Origin of the sequence: Sphingosinicella sp. LHD-64 (assembly GCF_031157375.1) — a bacterium.
GTDB lineage: Bacteria > Pseudomonadota > Alphaproteobacteria > Sphingomonadales > Sphingomonadaceae > Allosphingosinicella.
Genome location: NZ_JAVIFV010000003.1, coordinates 177,144 through 197,424, shown reverse-complemented (window position 1 = coordinate 197,424; position 20,281 = coordinate 177,144). Strand labels below are relative to the sequence as shown.

General features: G+C 67.8%; 17 protein-coding genes. 8 read left to right on the top strand and 9 right to left on the bottom strand.

Annotation, left to right across the window (positions count from 1 at the left end):
* Position 1: 1 nt before the first annotated feature.
* Together RCO27_RS08865 and sppA are read right to left on the bottom strand one after the other, a co-directional pair.
* The gene (locus RCO27_RS08865; protein ID WP_309002312.1) at positions 2-547 is read right to left on the bottom strand and encodes an N-acetyltransferase family protein; all 546 of its coding nucleotides are present in this window, start codon (positions 545-547) and stop codon (positions 2-4) included.
* Complete coding sequence (gene sppA, locus RCO27_RS08860) at positions 544-2,418, bottom strand: signal peptide peptidase SppA (protein ID WP_309002311.1); 1,875 nt, start codon at positions 2,416-2,418, stop codon at positions 544-546. The genes RCO27_RS08865 and sppA overlap by 4 nt, the downstream gene beginning before the upstream one ends.
* 279 nt (positions 2,419-2,697) lie before the next feature.
* Between sppA and RCO27_RS08855 the strand changes: the two genes are divergently transcribed.
* From RCO27_RS08855 to RCO27_RS08835, 5 genes are all read left to right on the top strand, one after another.
* Positions 2,698-3,843: a hypothetical protein gene (locus RCO27_RS08855; RefSeq protein WP_309002310.1), complete on the top strand. Its 1,146-nt coding sequence runs from the start codon at positions 2,698-2,700 to the stop codon at positions 3,841-3,843.
* A gap of 81 nt (positions 3,844-3,924) precedes the next feature.
* The gene (locus RCO27_RS08850) at positions 3,925-5,547 is read left to right on the top strand and encodes a ShlB/FhaC/HecB family hemolysin secretion/activation protein (protein ID WP_309002309.1); all 1,623 of its coding nucleotides are present in this window, start codon (positions 3,925-3,927) and stop codon (positions 5,545-5,547) included.
* Between the two features lie 155 nt (positions 5,548-5,702).
* Positions 5,703-5,990 (top strand): co-chaperone GroES, encoded by a 288-nt coding sequence (gene groES / locus RCO27_RS08845; RefSeq protein ID WP_309002308.1) that lies wholly within the window; start codon positions 5,703-5,705, stop codon positions 5,988-5,990.
* 63 nt (positions 5,991-6,053) lie between these two features.
* Entirely contained in the window at positions 6,054-7,691 is a 1,638-nt protein-coding gene (gene groL, locus RCO27_RS08840) for a chaperonin GroEL (RefSeq protein ID WP_309002307.1), read from the top strand.
* A 219-nt stretch (positions 7,692-7,910) separates the two neighbouring features.
* A complete protein-coding gene (locus tag RCO27_RS08835) occupies positions 7,911-9,407 on the top strand; it encodes an alpha/beta hydrolase (RefSeq protein ID WP_309002306.1) in 1,497 nt (498 codons plus the stop codon).
* On the opposite strand, the gene RCO27_RS08830 is transcribed toward RCO27_RS08835, so the two are convergent.
* The gene (locus RCO27_RS08830; protein ID WP_309002305.1) at positions 9,394-9,636 is read right to left on the bottom strand and encodes a hypothetical protein; all 243 of its coding nucleotides are present in this window, start codon (positions 9,634-9,636) and stop codon (positions 9,394-9,396) included. The genes RCO27_RS08835 and RCO27_RS08830 overlap by 14 nt on opposite strands.
* Before the next feature lie 124 nt (positions 9,637-9,760).
* Positions 9,761-10,021: a hypothetical protein gene (locus RCO27_RS08825; protein WP_309002304.1), complete on the bottom strand. Its 261-nt coding sequence runs from the start codon at positions 10,019-10,021 to the stop codon at positions 9,761-9,763.
* Positions 10,022-10,203: 182 nt separating this feature from the next.
* Here RCO27_RS08825 and RCO27_RS08820 point away from each other — a divergent pair, with 182 nt between their 5' ends.
* From RCO27_RS08820 to RCO27_RS08810, 3 genes are all read left to right on the top strand, one after another.
* Complete coding sequence (locus RCO27_RS08820) at positions 10,204-11,763, top strand: NAD(P)/FAD-dependent oxidoreductase (RefSeq protein ID WP_309002303.1); 1,560 nt, start codon at positions 10,204-10,206, stop codon at positions 11,761-11,763.
* A 156-nt stretch (positions 11,764-11,919) separates the two neighbouring features.
* Complete coding sequence (locus RCO27_RS08815) at positions 11,920-14,751, top strand: TonB-dependent receptor (RefSeq protein WP_374990383.1); 2,832 nt, start codon at positions 11,920-11,922, stop codon at positions 14,749-14,751.
* A gap of 10 nt (positions 14,752-14,761) precedes the next feature.
* Positions 14,762-15,814: a phytase gene (locus tag RCO27_RS08810; protein ID WP_309002301.1), complete on the top strand. Its 1,053-nt coding sequence runs from the start codon at positions 14,762-14,764 to the stop codon at positions 15,812-15,814.
* Positions 15,815-15,905: 91 nt separating this feature from the next.
* Here RCO27_RS08810 and RCO27_RS08805 read toward each other — a convergent pair whose 3' ends face one another.
* From RCO27_RS08805 to RCO27_RS08785, 5 genes are read right to left on the bottom strand one after another with little or no spacing between them, the layout of a single operon-like run.
* Complete coding sequence (locus tag RCO27_RS08805) at positions 15,906-16,262, bottom strand: MmcQ/YjbR family DNA-binding protein (RefSeq protein ID WP_309002300.1); 357 nt, start codon at positions 16,260-16,262, stop codon at positions 15,906-15,908.
* Between the two features lie 4 nt (positions 16,263-16,266).
* On the bottom strand, positions 16,267-17,025 hold the full coding sequence (locus RCO27_RS08800; RefSeq protein ID WP_309002299.1) for a peptidase: 759 nt from the start codon (positions 17,023-17,025) through the stop codon (positions 16,267-16,269).
* Between the two features lie 30 nt (positions 17,026-17,055).
* Complete coding sequence (locus tag RCO27_RS08795) at positions 17,056-17,892, bottom strand: transglutaminase family protein (RefSeq protein ID WP_309002298.1); 837 nt, start codon at positions 17,890-17,892, stop codon at positions 17,056-17,058.
* On the bottom strand, positions 17,892-18,827 hold the full coding sequence (locus tag RCO27_RS08790; protein ID WP_309002297.1) for an alpha-E domain-containing protein: 936 nt from the start codon (positions 18,825-18,827) through the stop codon (positions 17,892-17,894). Before RCO27_RS08790 ends, RCO27_RS08795 begins: the two co-directional genes overlap by 1 nt.
* Complete coding sequence (locus tag RCO27_RS08785; protein ID WP_309002296.1) at positions 18,827-20,278, bottom strand: circularly permuted type 2 ATP-grasp protein; 1,452 nt, start codon at positions 20,276-20,278, stop codon at positions 18,827-18,829. Before RCO27_RS08785 ends, RCO27_RS08790 begins: the two co-directional genes overlap by 1 nt.
* Between the last annotated feature and the right edge of the window lie 3 nt (positions 20,279-20,281).

The following is a 20,281-nucleotide window of genomic DNA, read 5'->3' as shown; positions in this document are numbered from 1 at the left end:
GTCAGCCCCGCCAGGCCTCGTGTACCGGGCGCGGCTCGGCCGGGTTCGCGGCGGGTGGCGCGAGCGGGCGCTGCCAGATCGCGACGCTGCGCCATTCGGCGAGCTTGTGGCCGACGTCGCGGTAGACGCCCGCTTCGGTGAAGCCTTGGGCCCGGTGCAGCTTGATGCTCGGGTCGTTGGGCAGGGTGATGGCGACGATCGCCTGGGTGAAGCCCTGGTCAGTCAGCAGCGCGAACAGCGTCTCGTAGAGCCGCGCGCCGATACCGCGGCCGTGCCGGTCCCCGCGCACGTAGACGGTCGCCTCGACGGTGAAGCGATAGGCGCGGCGGGCACGGAACTGGGTGGCATAGGCGTAGCCGGCGATCGTCCCGTCCGGCTCCTCGAACACGAGCCAGGGATAGAGGCCATCGCCCGCTGCCATTCGCTCGCGGACCATCGCGGCGTCCGGCGGCTCGGTCTCGAACGAGACCGCCGAGCCGGTCACGTAGGGCGCATAGATTTCCGCAATCGCTCCGGCATCTTCCGGCGTCGCCAGCCGAATCGTCACGGTCGCCAGACCAGCGCCAGCAGGCGCCCGATCAGCGAGTCGTCCGCCCCCCGCGCCCGCCGCACCGGCGCGATTGCCGGGCATTCGAGGCAGCGGGCCTGGATCGCCGGGCCGTCCAGCATTGCCTCGGCGTCTGCCAGCACCCGGGTCAGCACGGTTTGTGGCCGCTGCGCGAGGCGCGAGAAGGCATCCGGCGCGCGCGCCGTATTCTCGCCCTCGGCGACGCCGCGCAGCAGCTGTGCCCAGAAGCTCGGCGGCTTGTCGAGGAATACCGGGCGGGCATCCTCGGCGGCGATGTTCGCGCGCCGCGCCGCCTCGGCAATCGCGTCATTGAGCGAGCCGAAGCGGTCGACCAGGCCGATCTGCCGGGCGGTTCCGCCGGCCCAGACCCGCCCCTGGCCGATCTCGTTGACCCGCGCCGGCGGCAGCCGCCGGGCCCGCGAGACGAGGCCGATGAAGCGCCGGTAGGTGCCATCGACGCCGGTCTGCAGCAGCCGGCTCGCCTCTTCGGAAGGGCCGCGCAGCAGGTCCGGCTCGCCGGAGAGCGGCGTGGTGCGCACCCCGTCGGCGCCGACGCCGATCCGCTGCAGCGTGCCCTGGAAGCTCGGCAGGATGCCGAACACGCCGATCGATCCGGTGATCGTCGAAGGCTCGGCCATGATCGTGTCGCCGGCGGTCGCGATCCAGTAGCCGCCGCTGGCCGCCACCGAGCCGAACGAGATCACCACCGGGATGCCGCGCTCGCGCACGCCCAGGATGGCGCGGCGGATCCGCTCCGAGGCGATCACCGATCCGCCGGGCGAGTCGACCCGGACGACGAGCGCGCGCAGCGTGTTGTTCCTGAGTCCGGTCTCCAGCGTTTCGACCACCGTCTCGGCCCCGGCCGTGCCGAGCGCGGCGTGGCCGTCGACGATCGTGCCGGCGACGGTGAGCACGCCGATCTGGCCCGAACGGCTCAGCGGATTCTCCGCGGCCCACGCGTCATAGTGGACCGCCCGGTAGCTGCCGGGCACGCTCGCCTCGCCCGCGCCGCCGAGTTCGGCTATGCGCCGGCCGAAGGCGACGCGATCGCCGACCCGGTCGACCAGTCCCGCCCGCCGCGCCGCTTGCGCCAGGTCGCCGTTCGCGGCCTGGATGAAGGCCTGCGGGTCCTGCACCCAGCCGGCGATGTTGGCGCGCGGCCGCGCCTGGCGGACGTCCTGCTGCCAGGTCTGCCAGAGCCCGTCGGCGAGCGCCTGGCTCGCCTCGCGCGCCTCCGGGGACATGTCGCTGCGCGTATAGGGCTCGACCGCCGACTTGTAGGTGCCGACCCGGTAGACGTTGGCGGTGATGCCGAGCCGCTCCATCAGCCCGGCATAATAGAGGCTGGCGCCGCCCGGCCCGGCGATCACGACCACACCCAAGGGATCGAGCCAGATCTCGTCGGCATGGGCGGCGAGCTGGTAGCTGTCGTCGGTATAGCCGGTCGCATATGCGACGACGCGCTTGCCGGCGCGCCGCACCCGGTCGAGCGCGGCGCCGACATCGGCGATCGCGGTCTGGCCGCCGCCGGTGAAGATGTCGAGATCGAGCGCGACGGCCCGGATGCGGCTGTTCTCCGCCGCGGCGTCGAGCGACCGCACGACCTCGGCGAGGCGATATTCGCGCGTCACCGATCCGCCGCCGAGCGCGGCCAGCGCGCTTTCCTCCGCCGGCTGCTCCACGATCGCGCCGGCGAGATCGAGCCGGAGCGTGCCATCGCGGGCGCTGCCGTCATAGGGGCTCGCCGAGAGCAGGGCGTAGAGCCCGCCGAAGAAGAGCAGCAGGAAGATGAGGACCAGCGCGTCCTTGATCCCGACCAGCAGCCTCCAGACCTTGCCGACGAACTTCATGCGGGGCCTCCTTATGCCCGCTCCGCTAGACCAGCCACCGTCTCATGTAAATGGTCAGATGACTGTCGTTACTGGTCAATTTGTCTATAGATTAGATCAAATAGACGCATAAGTAACGTTTATTAACAGATATAGTTAATAGCAGTTAACCCCTTGGAATCTATTGCATCCGTTTCGGAACAGTTTCGGGAACATAATAAGTAGAACTGCGTTATAGTCTTACTAGTGACTTCAAACGGGGAAGGAGCAGGGAGTATGTCGCACATGTTAGCAAGGGCAATGGCCGTGACATCATCGGCCGTTCTTTTCGTTGGTCTCTCGGCATGTGAGTCGAACGGATCGACTCGGTTCTCGGGCGTCGGGCCCGCCGGCCCGCAAGGCGCTCAGGGACCGGCCGGTGCCGAGGGGCCTGCGGGCCCAGCGGGCCCTGGAGGCCCCGCCGGACCCGCCGGACCCGCCGGACCCGCCGGACCTCCGGGCACAAACGGGTCCGGCGGCTCGAACGGGCTTCCCGGCCTTGGCGGGCTCGGCGCGCTGGCGGTCGGCGGCCTGATCGGGCCGAACGGCATCGCCGGCACGGGTCTTCTCGCCAATACCGGCGATCCCAACAGCCGGCTTCCGGTCGTCTCCGGCGTGCTCGTTGCGTCCGGCAACGCCGTGACGGGCCTTGCCGGCGGTCCGGTCTCGAACCTTGCCGACCAGGTCGATGGCGTGCTGCCCGGCCAGGTCTCGCTTGCCGGTCGGGTGGTCGACGTGATCGAGAATACCGGTCAGGCGCTGGTCCGTGCCGGCAACGGCCAGGATTATCTCGTCGACGGCCTCACCGCTGCGCCGGGCGCCCTGGTCAACGTCACCGTCGGCAATGCCAGGGTGATCGGACGCGAGGGCCAGTCGCCGCTGATCGGCGCCAGCGTCCTCTCGCCGACCCAGCAGCAGGGTGAGGCGCTGACCCTCGGCGTAGGCTCGCAAGGGCAGCTGCTCACCATCGCTACGCCCGCGACGGGCAACAGCGGCAATGTCGTGCAGACCGTCGTGAACACCGTCACCGGCGCGTTGCCGGGCGGCGGTGGCGGCGCGGGTGGCAATCCCGTCCAGGCGGTCGTCGAAACCGTGACGGGCGTGCTGCCGGGCGGCGGCGACGGGCAGGGCGGCAATCCGGTCCAGACGGTGGTGAACACCGTCACCGGCGTGCTCCAGCCGGCCACGGGCGGCGGCACTGGCAGCCCCGCTCCGACCAGTCCGGTGCAGGGCGTCGTGCAGGGCGTCACCGGCACGGTCGGCGGCCTCACCGGCGGCCTGCTCGGCGGCGGCAACGGCAATGGTGCCACCAATGGTGGCCTGCTCGGCGGCCTAACGGGCGGCAACGGCAATGGCGGCAACAACGGCGGCCTGCTCGGCGGCCTGACCGGCGGCCGCCGCGACTGACGGCGCGCGCGTGAAGAGGGCGGGGTCTGGTTCGCCGGGCCCCGCCTTCGCGCGTCGTCGCGATGTAAAGGGGGAGTCATCATGAAACGTCACATGCTCGGCGCGCTCGCGCTGGCCGGCGCGGCGTCGGCGGCGGGCGCGCAGACCTCGACCCCGATCGACCGCGACCGCGTCGATCGCACCCAGCCAACCGCGCCGGTGCCGACCGGCGAGGCGGCGGACACGCCGTCGGCGGCGGTCAGCGTCCAGGCCGGCGACGAGGCCGCGCCGCCGATCCGCACCATTTCCTTCGAAAAGACCGACGTACCGGGAATCGTGGCCGAGGCGGCGATGGTCTTCGTCGGCCAGCCGGCGAACCGGGCGACCTTGCAGGCGCTCGCCGATGCGATGTCGCGCGCCTATGGCCGCTCCGAGGTCGCCCTCTTCACCATCGCCGTTCCGGAGCAGGACCTGTCGACCGGCAATGTCCGCGTGCTGGTCGCGGAGGGGCATATCGAGGCGGTGATCCTGACCGGCGAGGTCGAGGGGCGCTCCAACGAGCTGGTCCGGCGTTATGCCGAGAATCTCACCCGCGAGCGGCCGACCAGCCGCCGCACGTTGGAACGCTACATCTCGCTGATCCAGGATATCCCCGGCCTCAAGGTCCAGTCGCGGCTCGAGATGGGGGCGGGGCCGGGCGGCGTGCGCCTCATCCTCGCGCTCGATTATCGCCGGCCCACATTGGCCTTCAGCTTCGACAACCGCACCACCCGGCTGGTCCGCGACGGCCAGTTCCAGGCGACGGCGCGCGGCTACGGCCTGCTACGCGAGGGCGACGAGACCCAGATCGCCGGCCTGGCCTCGGTCGATTTCGACGAGCAGCTCTATGTCGGCGGCAGCCATTCGACCCCGATCGGGCGCGAGGGTACCCGCCTCACGGGCAGCGTCGGCCATCTCATCACCCGTCCCCGCGGCTCGGACCTGCGCGGCGAGGCGACGTCCTTCGGCCTCGTCCTCACCCATCCGCTGATCCGCGGCTACCGGCGCAACCTGACCCTGAGCCTCGCCTTTGACGGCCTGGACAGCGAGAATGCCGCCTTCGGCTCGATCATCGCCACCGAGCAGACCCGCGCGCTCCGCGCCGCGGCCGGCTACGCCCAGACCGCCGAGCGGCGGGCGCTGAGCGCCGGCCTCACCGTCAGCCGCGGCCTCTCCGTGCTCGGCGCCGACGTGCCTGCTGCCAGCGGCGATGCGACCTTCTTCAAGATCAATGGCCGCGCGACCTTCGATCAGGCTCTGGGCCGGCGCGCCGTCCTGCGCCTGCGCGGCAGCGGCCAGTGGACGCGCGATCCCCTACCGGCGGTCGAGCGCTTCTCGATCGGCGGCGCCGATTTCGGCCGCGCCTTCGAGATCGGCATCCTCAATGCCGACCGCGGCCTCGCCGGCCTCGCCGAGCTCGCCTGGCGCCCGATCGGCTCCGGCCGGTTCGCGGCCAGCGAAATCTACGGCTTCGGCGACTATGCGGCCGTCCGCCTGGTGCCGCGACCGGGCTTCTTCACGGGCGCCGATTTCGACCTGGCCTCGGCCGGGGCGGGCGTGCGCCTCGCCTGGATGGACCGGGCGATGATCGAGCTCGAATATGCCCGCACCGTCGACCGGCCGTTCGCCGGATATGAGTCCGACTGGCGCTTCTCGGTCGCCTGGCGGGTCTCGATTCGACCCTGATTGCGCCCGCTTCGCGTCGCGGCCCTTGACGCCGCCTTTCCCGTGCCTAAATCGGCGCGCGTTGGCACTCGTCATGCATGAGTGCTAACAGTGAATCATCAGCGCAGCCTTGTCATCCAGATGGGGTTGCCGCGCCACAGGGAAAGGTTGAACGCATGAACTTTCGTCCGCTGCACGATCGCGTGCTCGTACGCCGCGTCGAGGCCGAGGAGAAGACGGCCGGCGGGATCATCATCCCCGACACCGCCAAGGAAAAGCCGCAGGAAGGCGAAGTCGTCGCCGTCGGCACCGGCGCGAAGGCCGAGGACGGCAAGGTGACCCCGCTCGACGTCAAGGCCGGCGACCGCATCCTGTTCGGCAAATGGTCGGGCACCGAGGTCAAGGTCAACGGCGAGGACCTCATCATCATGAAGGAAAGCGACATCCTGGGGATCGTCGGCTGACCTTCGCACGCACGGCGAACACCGTGAACTTCGTGAATTTTCCAGACTGAAAGGTAGTCCAACATGGCAGCCAAAGACGTACGCTTCTCGCGCGATGCCCGTGAGCGCATCCTGCGCGGCGTCGACATCCTCGCCGATGCGGTGAAGGTCACCCTCGGCCCCAAGGGCCGCAACGTCGTGCTCGACAAGAGCTTCGGCGCGCCGCGCATCACCAAGGACGGCGTCACCGTCGCCAAGGAGATCGAGCTCAAGGACAAGTTCGAGAACATGGGCGCGCAGATGCTGCGCGAGGTCGCGTCGAAGACCAACGACCTTGCCGGCGACGGCACCACCACCGCCACCGTGCTCGCCCAGGCGATCGTGCGCGAGGGCATGAAGTCGGTCGCGGCCGGCATCAACCCGATGGACCTCAAGCGCGGCATCGACGTCGCGGTCGAGAAGGTCGTCGCGGACCTCAAGGCGCGCTCCAAGCCGGTCGCCGGCTCCAATGAGATCGCCCAGGTCGGCATCATCTCCTCCAACGGCGACACCGTCGTCGGCGAGAAGATCGCCGAGGCGATGGAGAAGGTCGGCAAGGAAGGCGTGATCACCGTCGAGGAAGCCAAGGGTCTCGAGTTCGAGCTCGACGTCGTCGAGGGCATGCAGTTCGACCGCGGCTATCTGAGCCCCTACTTCATCACCAATCCGGAAAAGATGTCGGTCGAACTCACCGACCCCTACATCCTCATCCACGAGAAGAAGCTCAGCAACCTGCAGGCGATGCTCCCGATCCTGGAAGCGGTCGTCCAGTCGGGCCGTCCGCTCCTCATCATCGCCGAGGACATCGAGGGCGAGGCGCTCGCCACGCTCGTGGTGAACAAGCTGCGCGGCGGCCTCAAGGTCGCGGCCGTCAAGGCGCCGGGCTTCGGCGATCGCCGCAAGGCGATGCTGCAGGACATCGCGATCCTGACCGGCGGCGAGATGATCTCCGAGGATCTCGGCATCAAGCTCGAGAGCGTCACCGTCACCATGCTCGGCCAGGCCAAGCGCGTCACCATCGACAAGGACAACACGACCATCGTCGACGGTGCCGGCGAGGGCGACCAGATCAAGGGCCGGATCGAATCGATCCGTCAGCAGATCGAGGTCACGACGTCCGACTATGACCGCGAGAAGCTGCAGGAGCGGCTGGCGAAGCTGGCCGGCGGCGTTGCGGTGATCAAGGTCGGCGGCGCGTCCGAGGTCGAGGTCAAGGAGCGCAAAGACCGCGTCGACGACGCCCTTCACGCCACCCGCGCGGCGGTCGAGGAAGGCATCGTCCCCGGCGGCGGCACGGCGTTGCTCTACGCCACCAAGGCCCTCGAAGGCCTCAAGGGCGCCAACGACGATCAGACCCGCGGCATCGACATCATCCGCAAGGCGCTCCAGGCGCCGCTGCGGCAGATCGCCGAGAATGCGGGCAGCGACGGCGCGGTCGTCGCCGGCAAGCTGATCGACGGCAATGACGAGAATCTGGGCTTCAACGCCCAGACCGACACCTACGAGAACCTCGTCACCGCCGGCGTGATCGACCCGACCAAGGTCGTGCGCACCGCCCTCCAGGACGCGGCCTCGGTCGCCGGCCTGCTCATCACGACGGAAGCCGCCGTGTCCGAGCTGCCGGAAGACAAGCCCGCCATGCCGGCGATGCCGGGCGGCGGCATGGGCGGCATGGACTTCTGATTTCGCACCGGCGCAGCGTTCGCGCTGCGCCGGAGACGGAATCGGAACGGACGGCGGGCGGCGGCATGCCGCCGACCCAACCGACGGCGCGAATTCACTTCGCGCCGCTGCCCAGGCAGAAAACGAGAAAGGGCCGGGGAGGCGACTCCCTGGCCCTTTTTCTTGCCCGGCAGTGCCGCTTGCGGAACAAGGTGCCGAACAGACCGACGGGAGAGCCTCGTGATCGCGCACCGCTTGCTCATCGTCATCGCCGCCCTGCTGGCGAGTTCCGCCCCGGCCTTTGCTGAGCTTGCGCCGCCGGCAGAGCGTCTTGGCTTGTCGTCCTGCCAGATTGCCGTGCGCGGCCCCGACGGCGCCGAGACCGGGGAGCAGGTCACCGCGCGTTGCGGCACCCTCCGGGTTCCCGAGAACCGCGAGGTGACCGACGGTCGCGTGCTTGCGCTCAACGTCGTGGTCCTGCCCGCACGCAATCTGCCCGGCCGCGAACCGGTCTATTTCATTTCGGGCGGCCCCGGCCAGGCGGCGACGGTCGACGCGCCGGGCTTTGCCGACGCCCGGTATCGCGACACCCGCGACATCGTCCTCATGGACATCCGCGGGACCGGCGGCGACAACGCGCTGGAATGCGCGCTCGGCGGATCGGACGACAATGTGCAGGCCTATCTCGAGCCGCTGCTCGCCGACGGCGTCCGCTATGCCGAATGCCGCGATCAGCTCGCGCAACGCGCCGACCTCACCCAGTATACCACCCCCAAGGCGATGGAGGATCTGGACGAGTTGCGTCAGGCGCTCGGCCATGACCGGATCCTGATCGACAGCGGTTCCTACGGCACCCGTGCCGCGCTCACCTATATCCGCATGTTCGGGTCCCATGTCCGCGCCGCGGCACTGTCCGGCGCAGCGCCGATCGAGAACCGGCTGCCGCTCTATCACGCCGCCGCTGCCCAGCGCGCCTTCGATCTGATCGTCGAGAGCTGTGTCGCCGATCCGGCCTGCGCCGCGGCCTATCCCGACGTGCGCGGCGACCTCGCGGCGATTCTCGCCCGGCTCGGTGCCGCGCCGGTCATGGTCCGCATTCCGCATCCTGCGACCAACGCGCCGGTGGAGGTTCGGCTTACAGCCTCTGCGTTCGGCGACGGCCTCCGGGTCATTCTCTACGGCGACAATGCGCTGCAGGTGCCGCTCCTCCTGAAGCGCGGCCGCGCTGGCGATCTCGCGCCGTTTGCCGAGGCGGCGATGCAAGGCAGCCGCGGGCTGAGACGCGCGGTCCGCACCGGCCTCATGCTCTCGATCAGCTGCGCCGAGGACGTCTGGCGAATTCGGCCGGAGGAGGTGGCGCGGTTGACCGAGGGAAGCTTCATCGGCGCCTACCGCGTCCGCGGCCAGATGGCGGCCTGCTCGGTCTGGCCGCGCGGGCAGGTGTCCGACGACTATTATCGACAGATGCGCTCGGATGTGCCGGTGCTCATCCTGTCCGGGCAGTTCGATCCCGTGACTCCGCCCTCCTGGGGCGCGGCGATGGCGCGCAATTTCAGCCGCCCGCTGCACGTCGTGGTGCCGGCCGGCCATGTGCCGGTCAACGACTGCACCCAGTCGCTCACGCGGCAGCTGTTCGACCGCGGCAGCACGGAGGGGATCGACACCTCCTGCGTTGCCGCGATGCGCCGTCCCGCCTTTGCCCTGCCGAACGCGCCGGCCGAAGCTATTGGGAGTTGACGCTTTCGTTGTCGAGCACCGCGCCGTCCTCGGCCGCGCCGAGATCCGCCTCGTTGGCGACCAGGCTGTCGGCGGACGCGTCGAAGACATTGTCCTCCAGCATCGCCGCGGCATTGTCGAGCTGGCGCTCCTCTTCGCGGGTCAGGCCGCCGCTATTGTCGTTGCCGCCGCCGCACGCGCCGAGCGTCAGCGCCAGGCCCAGTCCGGCCAGCTTCAGCGTCAGTCTCATCCCGCATCCTCCCAGAATCGGCTTAGAATCGCAAAGCCGGTTGTCTAACGCGAGACGCGGGCAAAGAAAAAGGGCTGCGCGCCAATCCGGCACGCAGCCCTTCCGCAATGCTGTGAAGCTTTGCTTAGTTCAGCTCGTTGCCGGCCGCGTCGGCGACGTTGGCAACCGAGTCGCCGGCAGCGTCGGCCGCATTGGTCAGATCGCTGGTCGCGTTGCCGATGTCGGCAACCGCAGCGTCAGCCGCATTCTCAAGGTCCGCAACGGCTTCGTTGGCGGCGTCGAGGGTGTTGGCAACGACCTCGTTGGTGGTCGGGGTGGTCTCACCGCCGCAAGCGGCGAGGCCGAGGGTCGACACAGCGACGAGAGCAATAGCAATCTTCTTCACGTTCGTATTCCTTTACCAGTTGCGAGGAGAACCAGTTCATTCGCTGGCACGGCGCCGTTTCGGGCACAAGTGGCCCCCCTCCGGCCCTCCAGCGGACGCCGCTTTTAGGGCATGTCGAAACACGAGTCTAGAGTTTCTCTACTAACGTGGTTGTCAAAGCTTCTTTTGGGGGAGAAGGGCAAATGAGCAAGGGAGTCGGCATCTGGCGGGCGCTCGATCGGGCGCGGGCGATGAACCTAAAGGCGAATGGCGAGGCGCTGGCGCGGCTAGGCGGCGACGGGATCACGCGCCGCCGGGTGCTGGCCGGGCTCGCGGGTGGCGCCGGCGCGCTGCTGCTGCCGCGCGCGCCGGCCTTCGGGCAGACGCCGCCACGCATCGCGATCGTCGGTGGCGGGCTGGCTGGCCTCAGTGCACTCGACACGCTGGCGTCGCGCGGTGTCGCGGCAACGCTCCATGAAGCGCGCGGTGCGGTCGGCGGGCGGACGCGCAGCGTGCGGGGCGTGTTCGCGCCGGATTATGCGTTCGACGAGGGCGGGCAGCTGGTGAACAGCGACCATGCCGACATGATCCGCCTCATCCGCCGGTTTGGCATCCGGATGGTCGACCGCAAGGCGTTCGGTCCGACGCATGAAGTGCAGATCGGCCGCGACAGCGCGCCTGTCGAAGAGGCGGATCTCGCCCGTGCATTACGCGGCATCGCCGCCGAGATCACACGGGATTCGGATCGGCTCGACCGGGACTATGAGGCGGTCGCGCGCGAGATCGATGCGATGTCCGTCGCCGACTATCTCGATCGCCGCGAACTGCCCGCCGGCGATGCCCGCGACGCGATCGAGGCGGGCATTCGCACCGAATATGGCGCCGAGCCGCGCGACGCCTCCGCGCTGGAGCTGCTGTTCAACCTGCCCACCGTCGACGGCGCGCGGGTCACCCGGGTCAGCCTGTCCGACGAGCGCTACGTCATCTCGGGCGGGTCGGATCAGATCGCCGGCGCGCTCGGCCGCCTGTACGAAGGCGCGATCCGCCTCAACAGGCGCCTGACCCGGCTCGACGTGAGCGGGCCGGAGGTCCGTCTCGCCTTTGCCGACGGCGAGGAGGTGCGCGCCGACCGGGTGATCCTCGCGCTTCCGGCGCCGCTGATCCGCGAGGTGGAGATCGACGGGCCGCTGCCGCCGCTGTGGCGCGACCTGATCGGTGAGATCGAGCTTGGCCGCAACGAGAAGCTGGTGGTCGGATACGAGACGCAGCCGTGGCGCGACTCGCTTGGCTATGGCGGCGCGCTCTGGGCGGGACAGCCGTTCGCCGCCGGCTGGGACGCCGCCTCGTTCGCGCCGGCCGAAGGGCAGGGCGCCGGCGCGATCTGCTACTTTCTCGGCGGCGATCAGGTCGCAGCCGCCGCGGCGTCGAACACTGCGGACCTCGCCGCCCGCTTCAGCGATGCCGCGCGCCGCGCCATCCCGGCGCTGCCGCAGCCCATCGGCATCGTCCGCCGCACCCGCTGGTGCGACGATCCGCTGACCAAAGGCGCCTATATCAACTTCCGGCCTGGCCAGATCACCCGCTTCGGAAGTTTGATGACGGTGGAGGAAGAACAACGGGTCCGCGCCAGCGGCGCGGACCCGTTGTTCTTCGCCGGCGAATGGCTGTCGGACGCCTGGCCCGGCTACATGAACGGGGCCGTCCAGACCGGGCGGGTCGCGGCCGAGGCGGCGCTGGCGCCTGCATGGGCCGAAACGATGTGAGAAATTCACACCCGTCTCTCCGGTCGTAAAACTGACTTCCAATCGTCATTGAAACGTTCGCGAAACGTAGCCTGCCTGCCATGCTGACTCGCCATAGCGAGCCCCACAAGCCGACGACTCGGCGCATCATCAGGGGGTTTTCCGGACATGAGAAAGATGGGCAGGCTGTCGGCGCGCAGCCGGATGATCGCGGCCATGCTGGTCACAGTCGCGCTGCCGGGCACGGCATTCGCGCAGACGATCGCGGGGACCGTTGTCGACAGCTCAGGAACGCGCGCGCTGCAAGGCGCCGAGATCATCCTCGTCGAGCTCGGCCGGACTACCCAGGCCGCCTCCGACGGCACCTTTCGCTTCGCCGACGTGCCCCCCGGGACCTACACGATGCGCACCCGCTATACGGGCGCGGAGGAGGTCACACAGTCGATTGCGGTGCCGGAAGCCGGCACGGTCACGACCAGCGTCGAATTGGGGGCGATCGAAGGCGCTTCGATTCTCGTCATCGGCCAGCGCGCCAATCTCTCGAGCTCGCTGGCCCGGCAGCGGGCTTCCGACACGGTCGATACCGTCCTCACCCGCGACGCGATCGGCCAGTTTCCCGATCAGAATGTCGCCGAGGCGCTGCGCCGCGCGCCGGGGGTCAACATTCTCAATGACCAGGGCGAGGGCCGTTTCGTCTCGGTGCGCGGCCTGGATCCAAATCTCAATGCCGCATCGATCAATGGCAATCGCGTCCCGGCCCCTGAAGCAGACGTCCGCTCAGTCGCGCTCGACGTGATCCCGACCGAGCTGATCGAGTCGATCGAGATCCGCAAATCGCTTACACCCGATATGGACGCGGATACGATCGGCGCGTCGATCGAGATCAACACAACCAGTGCCTTCGATCGTCAGCGCGGGCTGCTCGCACTGTCTCTTGAAGGGACCTACAACGACCTTACCGATCGTCTCTCCCCCAAGGGCAGCGTCGATTTCTCCACGCGGCTCACCGACAATTTCGGCATTGCAGGTGGCTTTTCCTACTATCGGCGGCGCTTCGCGACCGACAATGTCGAAATGGATGGCTGGGGGGAGACGGATGACGGTATCGTCTTCGCCGATACGCTCGAATATCGCGACTATGACGTCACCCGCCAGCGTATCGGCGGCACCCTGTCGCTCGACTGGCGGCCGAGCAGCACGACCACGCTCTACGCGCGCGGGCTCTACAGCCGCTTCGAGGATCAGGAATATCGTCGACGCCTGATCTTCGAGATGGACGAAGATCCGTCGAGCGGCGACAGCAACACGGCAACGTTCCTGTCCGACGATGGCGAGATCCAGGTCACGCGCGACCTCAAGGATCGCTTCGAAGCCCAGAACATCCTCTCGCTGACCACGGGCGGCGAGACGGTGGCGGGTCCCTGGACCTTCCGTTACTCGGGTGCCTATTCATGGGCTTCGGAGAGAGAGAATGGCTCGATCGACCCGATCGAGTTCCGGCGCAGCTTCGAGGATCCGGGCGATCTGTCGGTCACGTTCGATTATTCGGACACCGTATTGCCGCGTTACACGATCAACGCAGGCAATGAGGCGTTTCTGGATCCGGCCGAGTTCGAGTTCAACGAGCTCAGCCTGACCTCGCTCAGCGATTCCACCGACGAGGAGTGGACGGTTCGCGCCGACATCACGCGCAACATCCCGCTCGCCACCGGCTCGTTCGACATCCAGTTCGGCGGCAAGGTGCGGCTGCGTCAGAAGGACTATGACCTCGAACTCGACCTCTACGACGGGTTCGACGGCGACTTCACGCTGGCCGACGTGCTCGGTCAACAGAATTACGGCCTGGCCGTGATTGATCCGGTGCCGAGTTTCGGAGATGCGCGCGACTTCTTCGACGCCAATCGCGGCAGTTTCGAGCTCAACCCGATCGATACAGCGTTCGAATCCGCGGTGGCCGACTACTCCGTGTCGGAAGACATCTATGCGGGCTATCTGCTTGGCAGGCTCGACACGGGCCCGCTGCGCGCGGTGGCCGGGGTGCGCATGGAGCACACGCGCAACGACATCAATGGCAACTTCGTGGAGCTCGTCGAGGAGGGCGCGATCCGAGACGGCGTCGAGCTGGAGGAGGATACAGTCTTCGTGTCTCCGCTCAACTTCCGCCGAAGGTACACGGATTGGCTTCCCAGCATCAACATCCGTTACCAGGCCGCGCGGGACATGCTGCTGCGCCTTGGCGGCTATCGCAGCATCGTGCGGCCGAATATCGGCAATCTCGCACCCCGCTTCCTGATTGAGGAAAATGACGAAGGCGATCGCGAAGGCACGTTCGGCAACCCTGAATTGCGACCCTATCGTGCGTGGAACCTCGATCTGTCGGCGGAATATTATTTCGCCCGCAATGCGGTCGTGCAGGCGGGATTCTTCTACAAGTCGATCGACGATTTCATCGTCGAGGCGAATTTCGAGGATATCACCTTCAATGGCGTGTTCGCGGACGAGGCGACGATCCCGATCAACGGCGAACGGGCCGAGGTGACCGGCTTCGAGTTCAGCTATCAGCAGGCGCTGACTTTCCTGCCGGCGCCGCTCAACGGACTGCTCGTCAACTTCAATTACACGTATACGGATGCCGAGGGTCGCCTCGCGGACGGCGAATTGACGACCGGTCGAACCATCCCTCTGCCCAGCGCGTCGCGCCATACCTTCAATGCCGTATTGGGCTATGAACGCGGACCGATCAGCCTGCGGCTCGCGGGCACCTATCGGGCAGGCTATCTGGATGAGATCGGCGGCGAGCCTGACGAGGACCGTTACGTGCGCGACCATTTCCAGTTCGATGCGAGCGTCCGCTACCGGATCAACCGGAATTTCCAGGTGTTCGCGGAGCTGGTGAACGCCTTCGACGAGCCTTACACGGCCTACCAGCGCGGGCCGGGGCGTCCGCGCCTTCTTCAGTATGAGGAATATAGCTGGACCGGCAAATTCGGCGTCCGGGCGAATTTCTAGGGGGATGTCGATGCGTTTTCATGCAACGACTGCGGTCGCCGCACTGCTCGCTTTATCGGGCTGTGCCACCACCACGGAGGTCGCGATCCCCCAAGGCTCCGCCGCCCGCGGCGATCCGGCGCGGCCCGTGCCGGCGGCGGTCGAGACGGTGGTCACCACCGACCCCGCTGTCGATGCGGACGATCCGGCATTCTGGGCCGATCCGCGCGACCCGAGCCGCGCGGTGATATTCGGCACGGACAAGTCCGACGGTCTCTACGTGCATGATATGGACGGAAGCGTCCGGCAATTCTTCGGCGACGGGCCGATGAACAATGTCGACCTTCGTCCGGGCTTCGTCGTTGACGGCCGCGATTACGTGCTCGTCGCGGCCACGGATCGTCGACGCTTCGGCATCATGACCTATCTGCTCGATCCCGACACGCTCGAGACGCGCCCCTATGGCTTCATCCCGGCGACCGACATGGGGGAACCCTACGGCTTCTGCATGGCGCGAGCTGGCGAGGCATTCTTCCTCATTCCCAACAACAAGGAAGGGGAAGTGCGTCAGTATCGCGTGACGGCCGGCGCCGGCGGACCGAGCGCAACGCTTGAGCGCACCATGCGCGTCGGGTCACAGCCCGAAGGCTGCGTTGCCGATGATGAGGCCGGTCAGCTTTATGTCGGTGAGGAGGATGTCGGTATCTGGCGCTTTGCGCTTTCCGGCGAGACGGCCGGCACCCGGATCGCCATGGCAGACGGTCGACGACTGACCGCCGACGTCGAGGGCCTCGCCATCATGCGCGACCGCGGGGCGAAATATCTCATTGCCTCCAGTCAGGGCGACAGCACCTATCCGGTGTGGCGCATCACCGCTGAGGGTTACGACTATGTCGGTCGCTTCGCGATCGAGGGCGGCGCGATCGATTCGGTGACGAGTACAGACGGTGTCGACGCATGGAGCGGTCCGATCGGACCGTTTCCGGAAGGCGCGATCGGCGTCCATGACACCGACGACGGTCAGGGCCAGCAGAACTACAAGATCGTCGACTGGCGCGAGATCCGGCGGGCGCTGGGACTTTAAACCCCGTCATCCCAGCGAAAGCTGGAATCTCTTTCCTCCTCACTCCTGAAGGACGGGAGATTCCGGCTTTCGCCGGAATGACGAATAGGGATCATTGGCCGGGCCGGGTCGCCGCCAACTTCTTCGGCGCGACGGCGCGATAGCTTTCGGCGATCCAGCGCTTGAGGAGGTCGAGGTCGGGCGTCTCGCCGTCCGCGAACCGGCAGCTGATCCAGCCCGAACGGCCGAGGCCGTAGCCGGCCGGCTCGGCGAAGTCGAAGACAAGGGCGAAGTCGCGGCTGACCGGCAGCTTTGCGGTCATGCTGAGCTTGCCCTCGGTCTCGTCGAGCCAGACGAACGTCTTGTTCCGCACCTTGAGCGCGGTGTGGCCCCAGGGGAAACCTTCCGTCGCCTCCGGAAAGGCGAGCCCGTATTTGCGCAGGGTCTCGAATGCTTCGCTGTGCGCCACCGCCCTAATGCCCGTTCAGCTCGGCCATGAATGGCGGATCGGGGATCGCCGCAGTCGCGTCGTGCAGCAGGTCGCCCCAGCGTGCCGAGAGGTCGTCGAAATAGGGATCGTCGACGCCGATGCGGCGGGTGAACGGCTTGGCGCCGGCCCGGGTCGGCATGACGATGAGGTCGAGCGGCCGCGCCACCGCAAGGTTGGAGCGGATCGACGAGTCGAACGAGAGGAAAGCCACTTTCATCGCCTCGGCGAGCGAGGTCGACGGCGTGATCGTGCGGTCGAGGATCGGGCGTCCATACTTCGTCTCGCCGATCTGGAAGAAGGGGACGTCCGGCTTGCATTCGATGAAGTTGCCGGCGGAGTAGATCAGGTAGAGCGACGGCGGACCCTTGCCGATCCGTCCGCCGAGCAGGATCGAGGAGGCGCCGCTGATCTTGATCGAGGCGAGCGCCCTGCCGACCGTCTCGTTGGCGATCTGCACCGCCTCGCCGACCAGCTGGGCCGCGCGGAACATGCTGGTCGGCTCGTGGATCGTGCGCATCAGGCTTTCATCCTCGCCGGTCGGCACGCCTTCGCGCAGCAGGCCGAGCACGGTCTGGGTCGTCGAGAGATTGCCGGCCGAGGCGGCGTAGATGCAGCGGTCCTTGTCGTCGGCGAGGCAGTGTAGCTTGCGGTAGGAGGAGATGTCGTCGACCCCCGCATTGGTGCGCGTGTCGGCGATCATGATCAGCCCGGCGTCGAGCAGCATGCCAAGACAGTAGGTCATCCGTCCCCCGATTTCCTCGTGCGGTTGGTTTCAGGCCTGCATCTGCATCTGCGCCTGCTGCGACGCATCGCTGACCTGCACTTTTACGGTCATATCCTCGCCGCCGCCACCCGAACGTGCGCCGACGACCGGCGCCGCGTCGCGATAGTCGAGTCCGCAAGCAACGCGCAGATAGGCGTCGTCGATGCAGATGCCGTTGACCGGATCGAACGCGACCCAGCCGAGGTCGTCGACCCAGGCCTCGGCCCAGGCATGGCCCGCTTCCTGATAGTGCGCGCCGTCGCGGCGGAAGAGATGGCCGGAAACGTAGCGTGCGGGCATGCCGAGCCGGCGGGCGGCGGCGATGAAGATGTGGGCGAAATCCTGGCACACGCCATGGCCCTCGGCGCAGGCCTGCTCGGCCACGGTGTCGACCGCCGTGGCCTCGGTGTCGAAACGCAGCGTGTCATACAGCGTCCCGGACAGGCCGTGCAGCCGTTCGAGCGGGCTGCCTCCGGATGCGGCGATCCGCTCCGACAGCGCCGCGATGGCCGGCCCGTCTTGCGTGAGCGGCGTCGGCCTCAGGAAGATCTGCTGCGGCAGCTCATGGGTCAGGCCGTGGACGACACCGGCCTTGTCGTCGGTCAGCACCTTGCCCGTTACCGCGACCCGCAGGTGATCCACCGGCCGGTCGACGTAGAGCATGTGGATGATGTTGCCGTAGCCGTCGCGGCTCTCGCGCAGCTGGGCGTCGCAATCGACGTCGATCCGCCAGTCGAGCACCGCCTGGCCGGCGAAGCTCTGCGGTGTGACGCGCAGCAGCTGGATCACCCGCCGGGCGGGCTCCGTATAGCTGTAGGCGGTGGTGTAGTTGACGACGAGCTGCATCAGGCGAACCGGAACTGCTGGGCGATGGCCTGATCGAGCGCCGCATTCTCGCCGACATAGCGGTGCAGCCACTCGTGCAGGCCGTCCTGGAAGATGGTGACGATGTCGAGATCGTCCACCCGTGCCTGACGCTGGCGGGCGAGCCGGTCGGCCGGACCGATCCGCCCCGAGCGGCCGGCAAACGCGCCGAGCAGGTCGACCGTCTCGTCGGCCGAGGCGGAGAGCGACCGGGGCATTTCCTTGCGGAAGATCAGGAAGTCGGCGACCAGCCAGGGCTGCAGGGCTTCCTGGTAGATGTGACGGTAGGCGGTCTTGGCCGAGACGATCTGGAGGATCGTCGTCCACTGGTCGCGGTCGAGCGCGCCGCCGACCTCCTGCCCCGGCGGGAGCAGCAGGTAATATTTGACGTCGAGCAGCCGCGCGGTGTTGTCGCCGCGCTCGATCACCGAGCCCAACTGCATGAACCAACGGCCTTCGCTGCGCAGCATCCGGCCGAGCGCGCCCTCGAAGCCGCGGATCTCGGCCTTGAGCTCGTCGACGAGATTGAGCGTCTGCTGCATGCCGCCGGGGCTTGTGCGTCCGCGCAGGAGGAGCCAGGCGCGGTTGATCGCCTCCCAGACCTCGACCGTCAGCGCCGTGCGGGCGGCCCGCGCACCGTCGCGCGCGGACGCGATGCAGGTGCGGATCGAGCTCGGATTGTCCTCGCTCAAGGTCAGGTAGCGCCGCGCCGCGTGGCTGCTGAAGGTCTCCCCGGTGGCGGCGAAGGCCTGCGCGGACCCGACCACGCTGAGCGCGCTCCGCCAGGCCTGATCGCCCTCGACATGGTCGCCGAGCGCGTTGAGGCGGATCGTCGCCTCGACCAGCCGGCAGGTGAACTCGGCCCGCTCCATGTAGCGGCCGATCCAGTAGAGGCTGAGGGCGGTGCGCGAGAGCATCAGGGAGCGCCCTCCGGTTCGCCGTCCCCGTCGAGGATGAAGCTGTCCTTGGTCCCGCCGCCCTGGCTGGAATTCACCACCAGAGAACCTTCGCGCAGCGCCACACGGGTGAGGCCGCCCGGCACGATCTTCACCCCCGTCGAGCCGGTGAGGACGAAGGGGCGGAAATCGACATGGCGCGGCGCGATACCGGCCTCGGTGATCGTCGGCACGGTCGAGAGTGCCAGCGTCGGCTGGGAAATGTAGCGGTGCGGCTCGGCCTTGAGCGCGGCGCGAAACGCCTCGATTTCCTTCTTCGAGGCGGTCGGGCCGACCAGCATGCCATAGCCGCCCGAACCGTCGACCAGCTTCACGACCAGTTCTTCGAGATGGTCGAGCGTGTATTTGAGCGCGTCCGGCTCGCGACACCGGTACGTCTCGACATTGGGGAGCTTCGGCTCCTCGTCCGCATAATAGCGGACGATCTCGGGCATGTAGGAATAGATCGCCTTGTCGTCGGCGATGCCGGTGCCAGGCGCGTTCACCAGGGTGACGTTGCCGGCGAGATAGGCGGCCATCAGCCCCGGCACGCCGAGCGCCGAATCCGGCCGGAAGACGAGCGGATCGAGATAGGCATCGTCGATCCGGCGGTAGATGACGTCGACGCGCACCCGCCCGTCGGTCGTGCGCATCCAGACGATGTCGTCATCGACCTCCAGGTCGCTCCCCTCGACCAGCTCGACACCCATATTGTCGGCGAGGAAGCTGTGCTCGAAGAAGGCCGAATTGAAATGGCCGGGCGTCAGCACCACGCAGGTCGGTGCGCGGGTCCGCCCCGGCGTCACCGAATAGAGCATGTCGCGGAGCAGCTCGGGATAGGAATCCACCGGCTGGACCGGCAGCGCCTCGAACAGCTCCGGGCACAGGCGCAGCATCGCCTCGCGGTTCTCCAGCATGTAGGAGACGCCCGACGGGGTGCGGGCATTGTCCTCCAGCACATAGAATTCGTCCGGCCCGGTGCGGACCATGTCGATGCCGCAGATATGGGCGTAGATGCCGTGCGGCGCGCGCGCGCCGGCGACGGGCACGCAATATTGCGGGTTGCCGAGCACGATATCTGCCGGGATCACCCCGTCGGCGATAATGCGACGGGCGCCGTAGACGTCGTCGATGAAGGCGTTGATCGCCTGCACCCGCTGCTCGAGCCCGACCGAGAGGTTCGCCCATTCGCGGGCGGAAAAGACGCGCGGGATGATGTCGAACGGGATGATCCGCTCCGCCGCCTCCTCCTCGCCATAGACGGCGAAGGTGATGCCAAGGCTGCGGAAGGCGGCCTCGGCCGCCTGCTGGCGGCGCTCGAGTTCGGCGGGCGGCGTGTCGGCGAGCCATCGGGCGAGCGGCTCGAAGCCGGGGCGCGCCGTCCGGTCGCGGCTCGCTCCCCAGAGTTCGTCGAAGGCCGGTCGTTTCGCCATGCA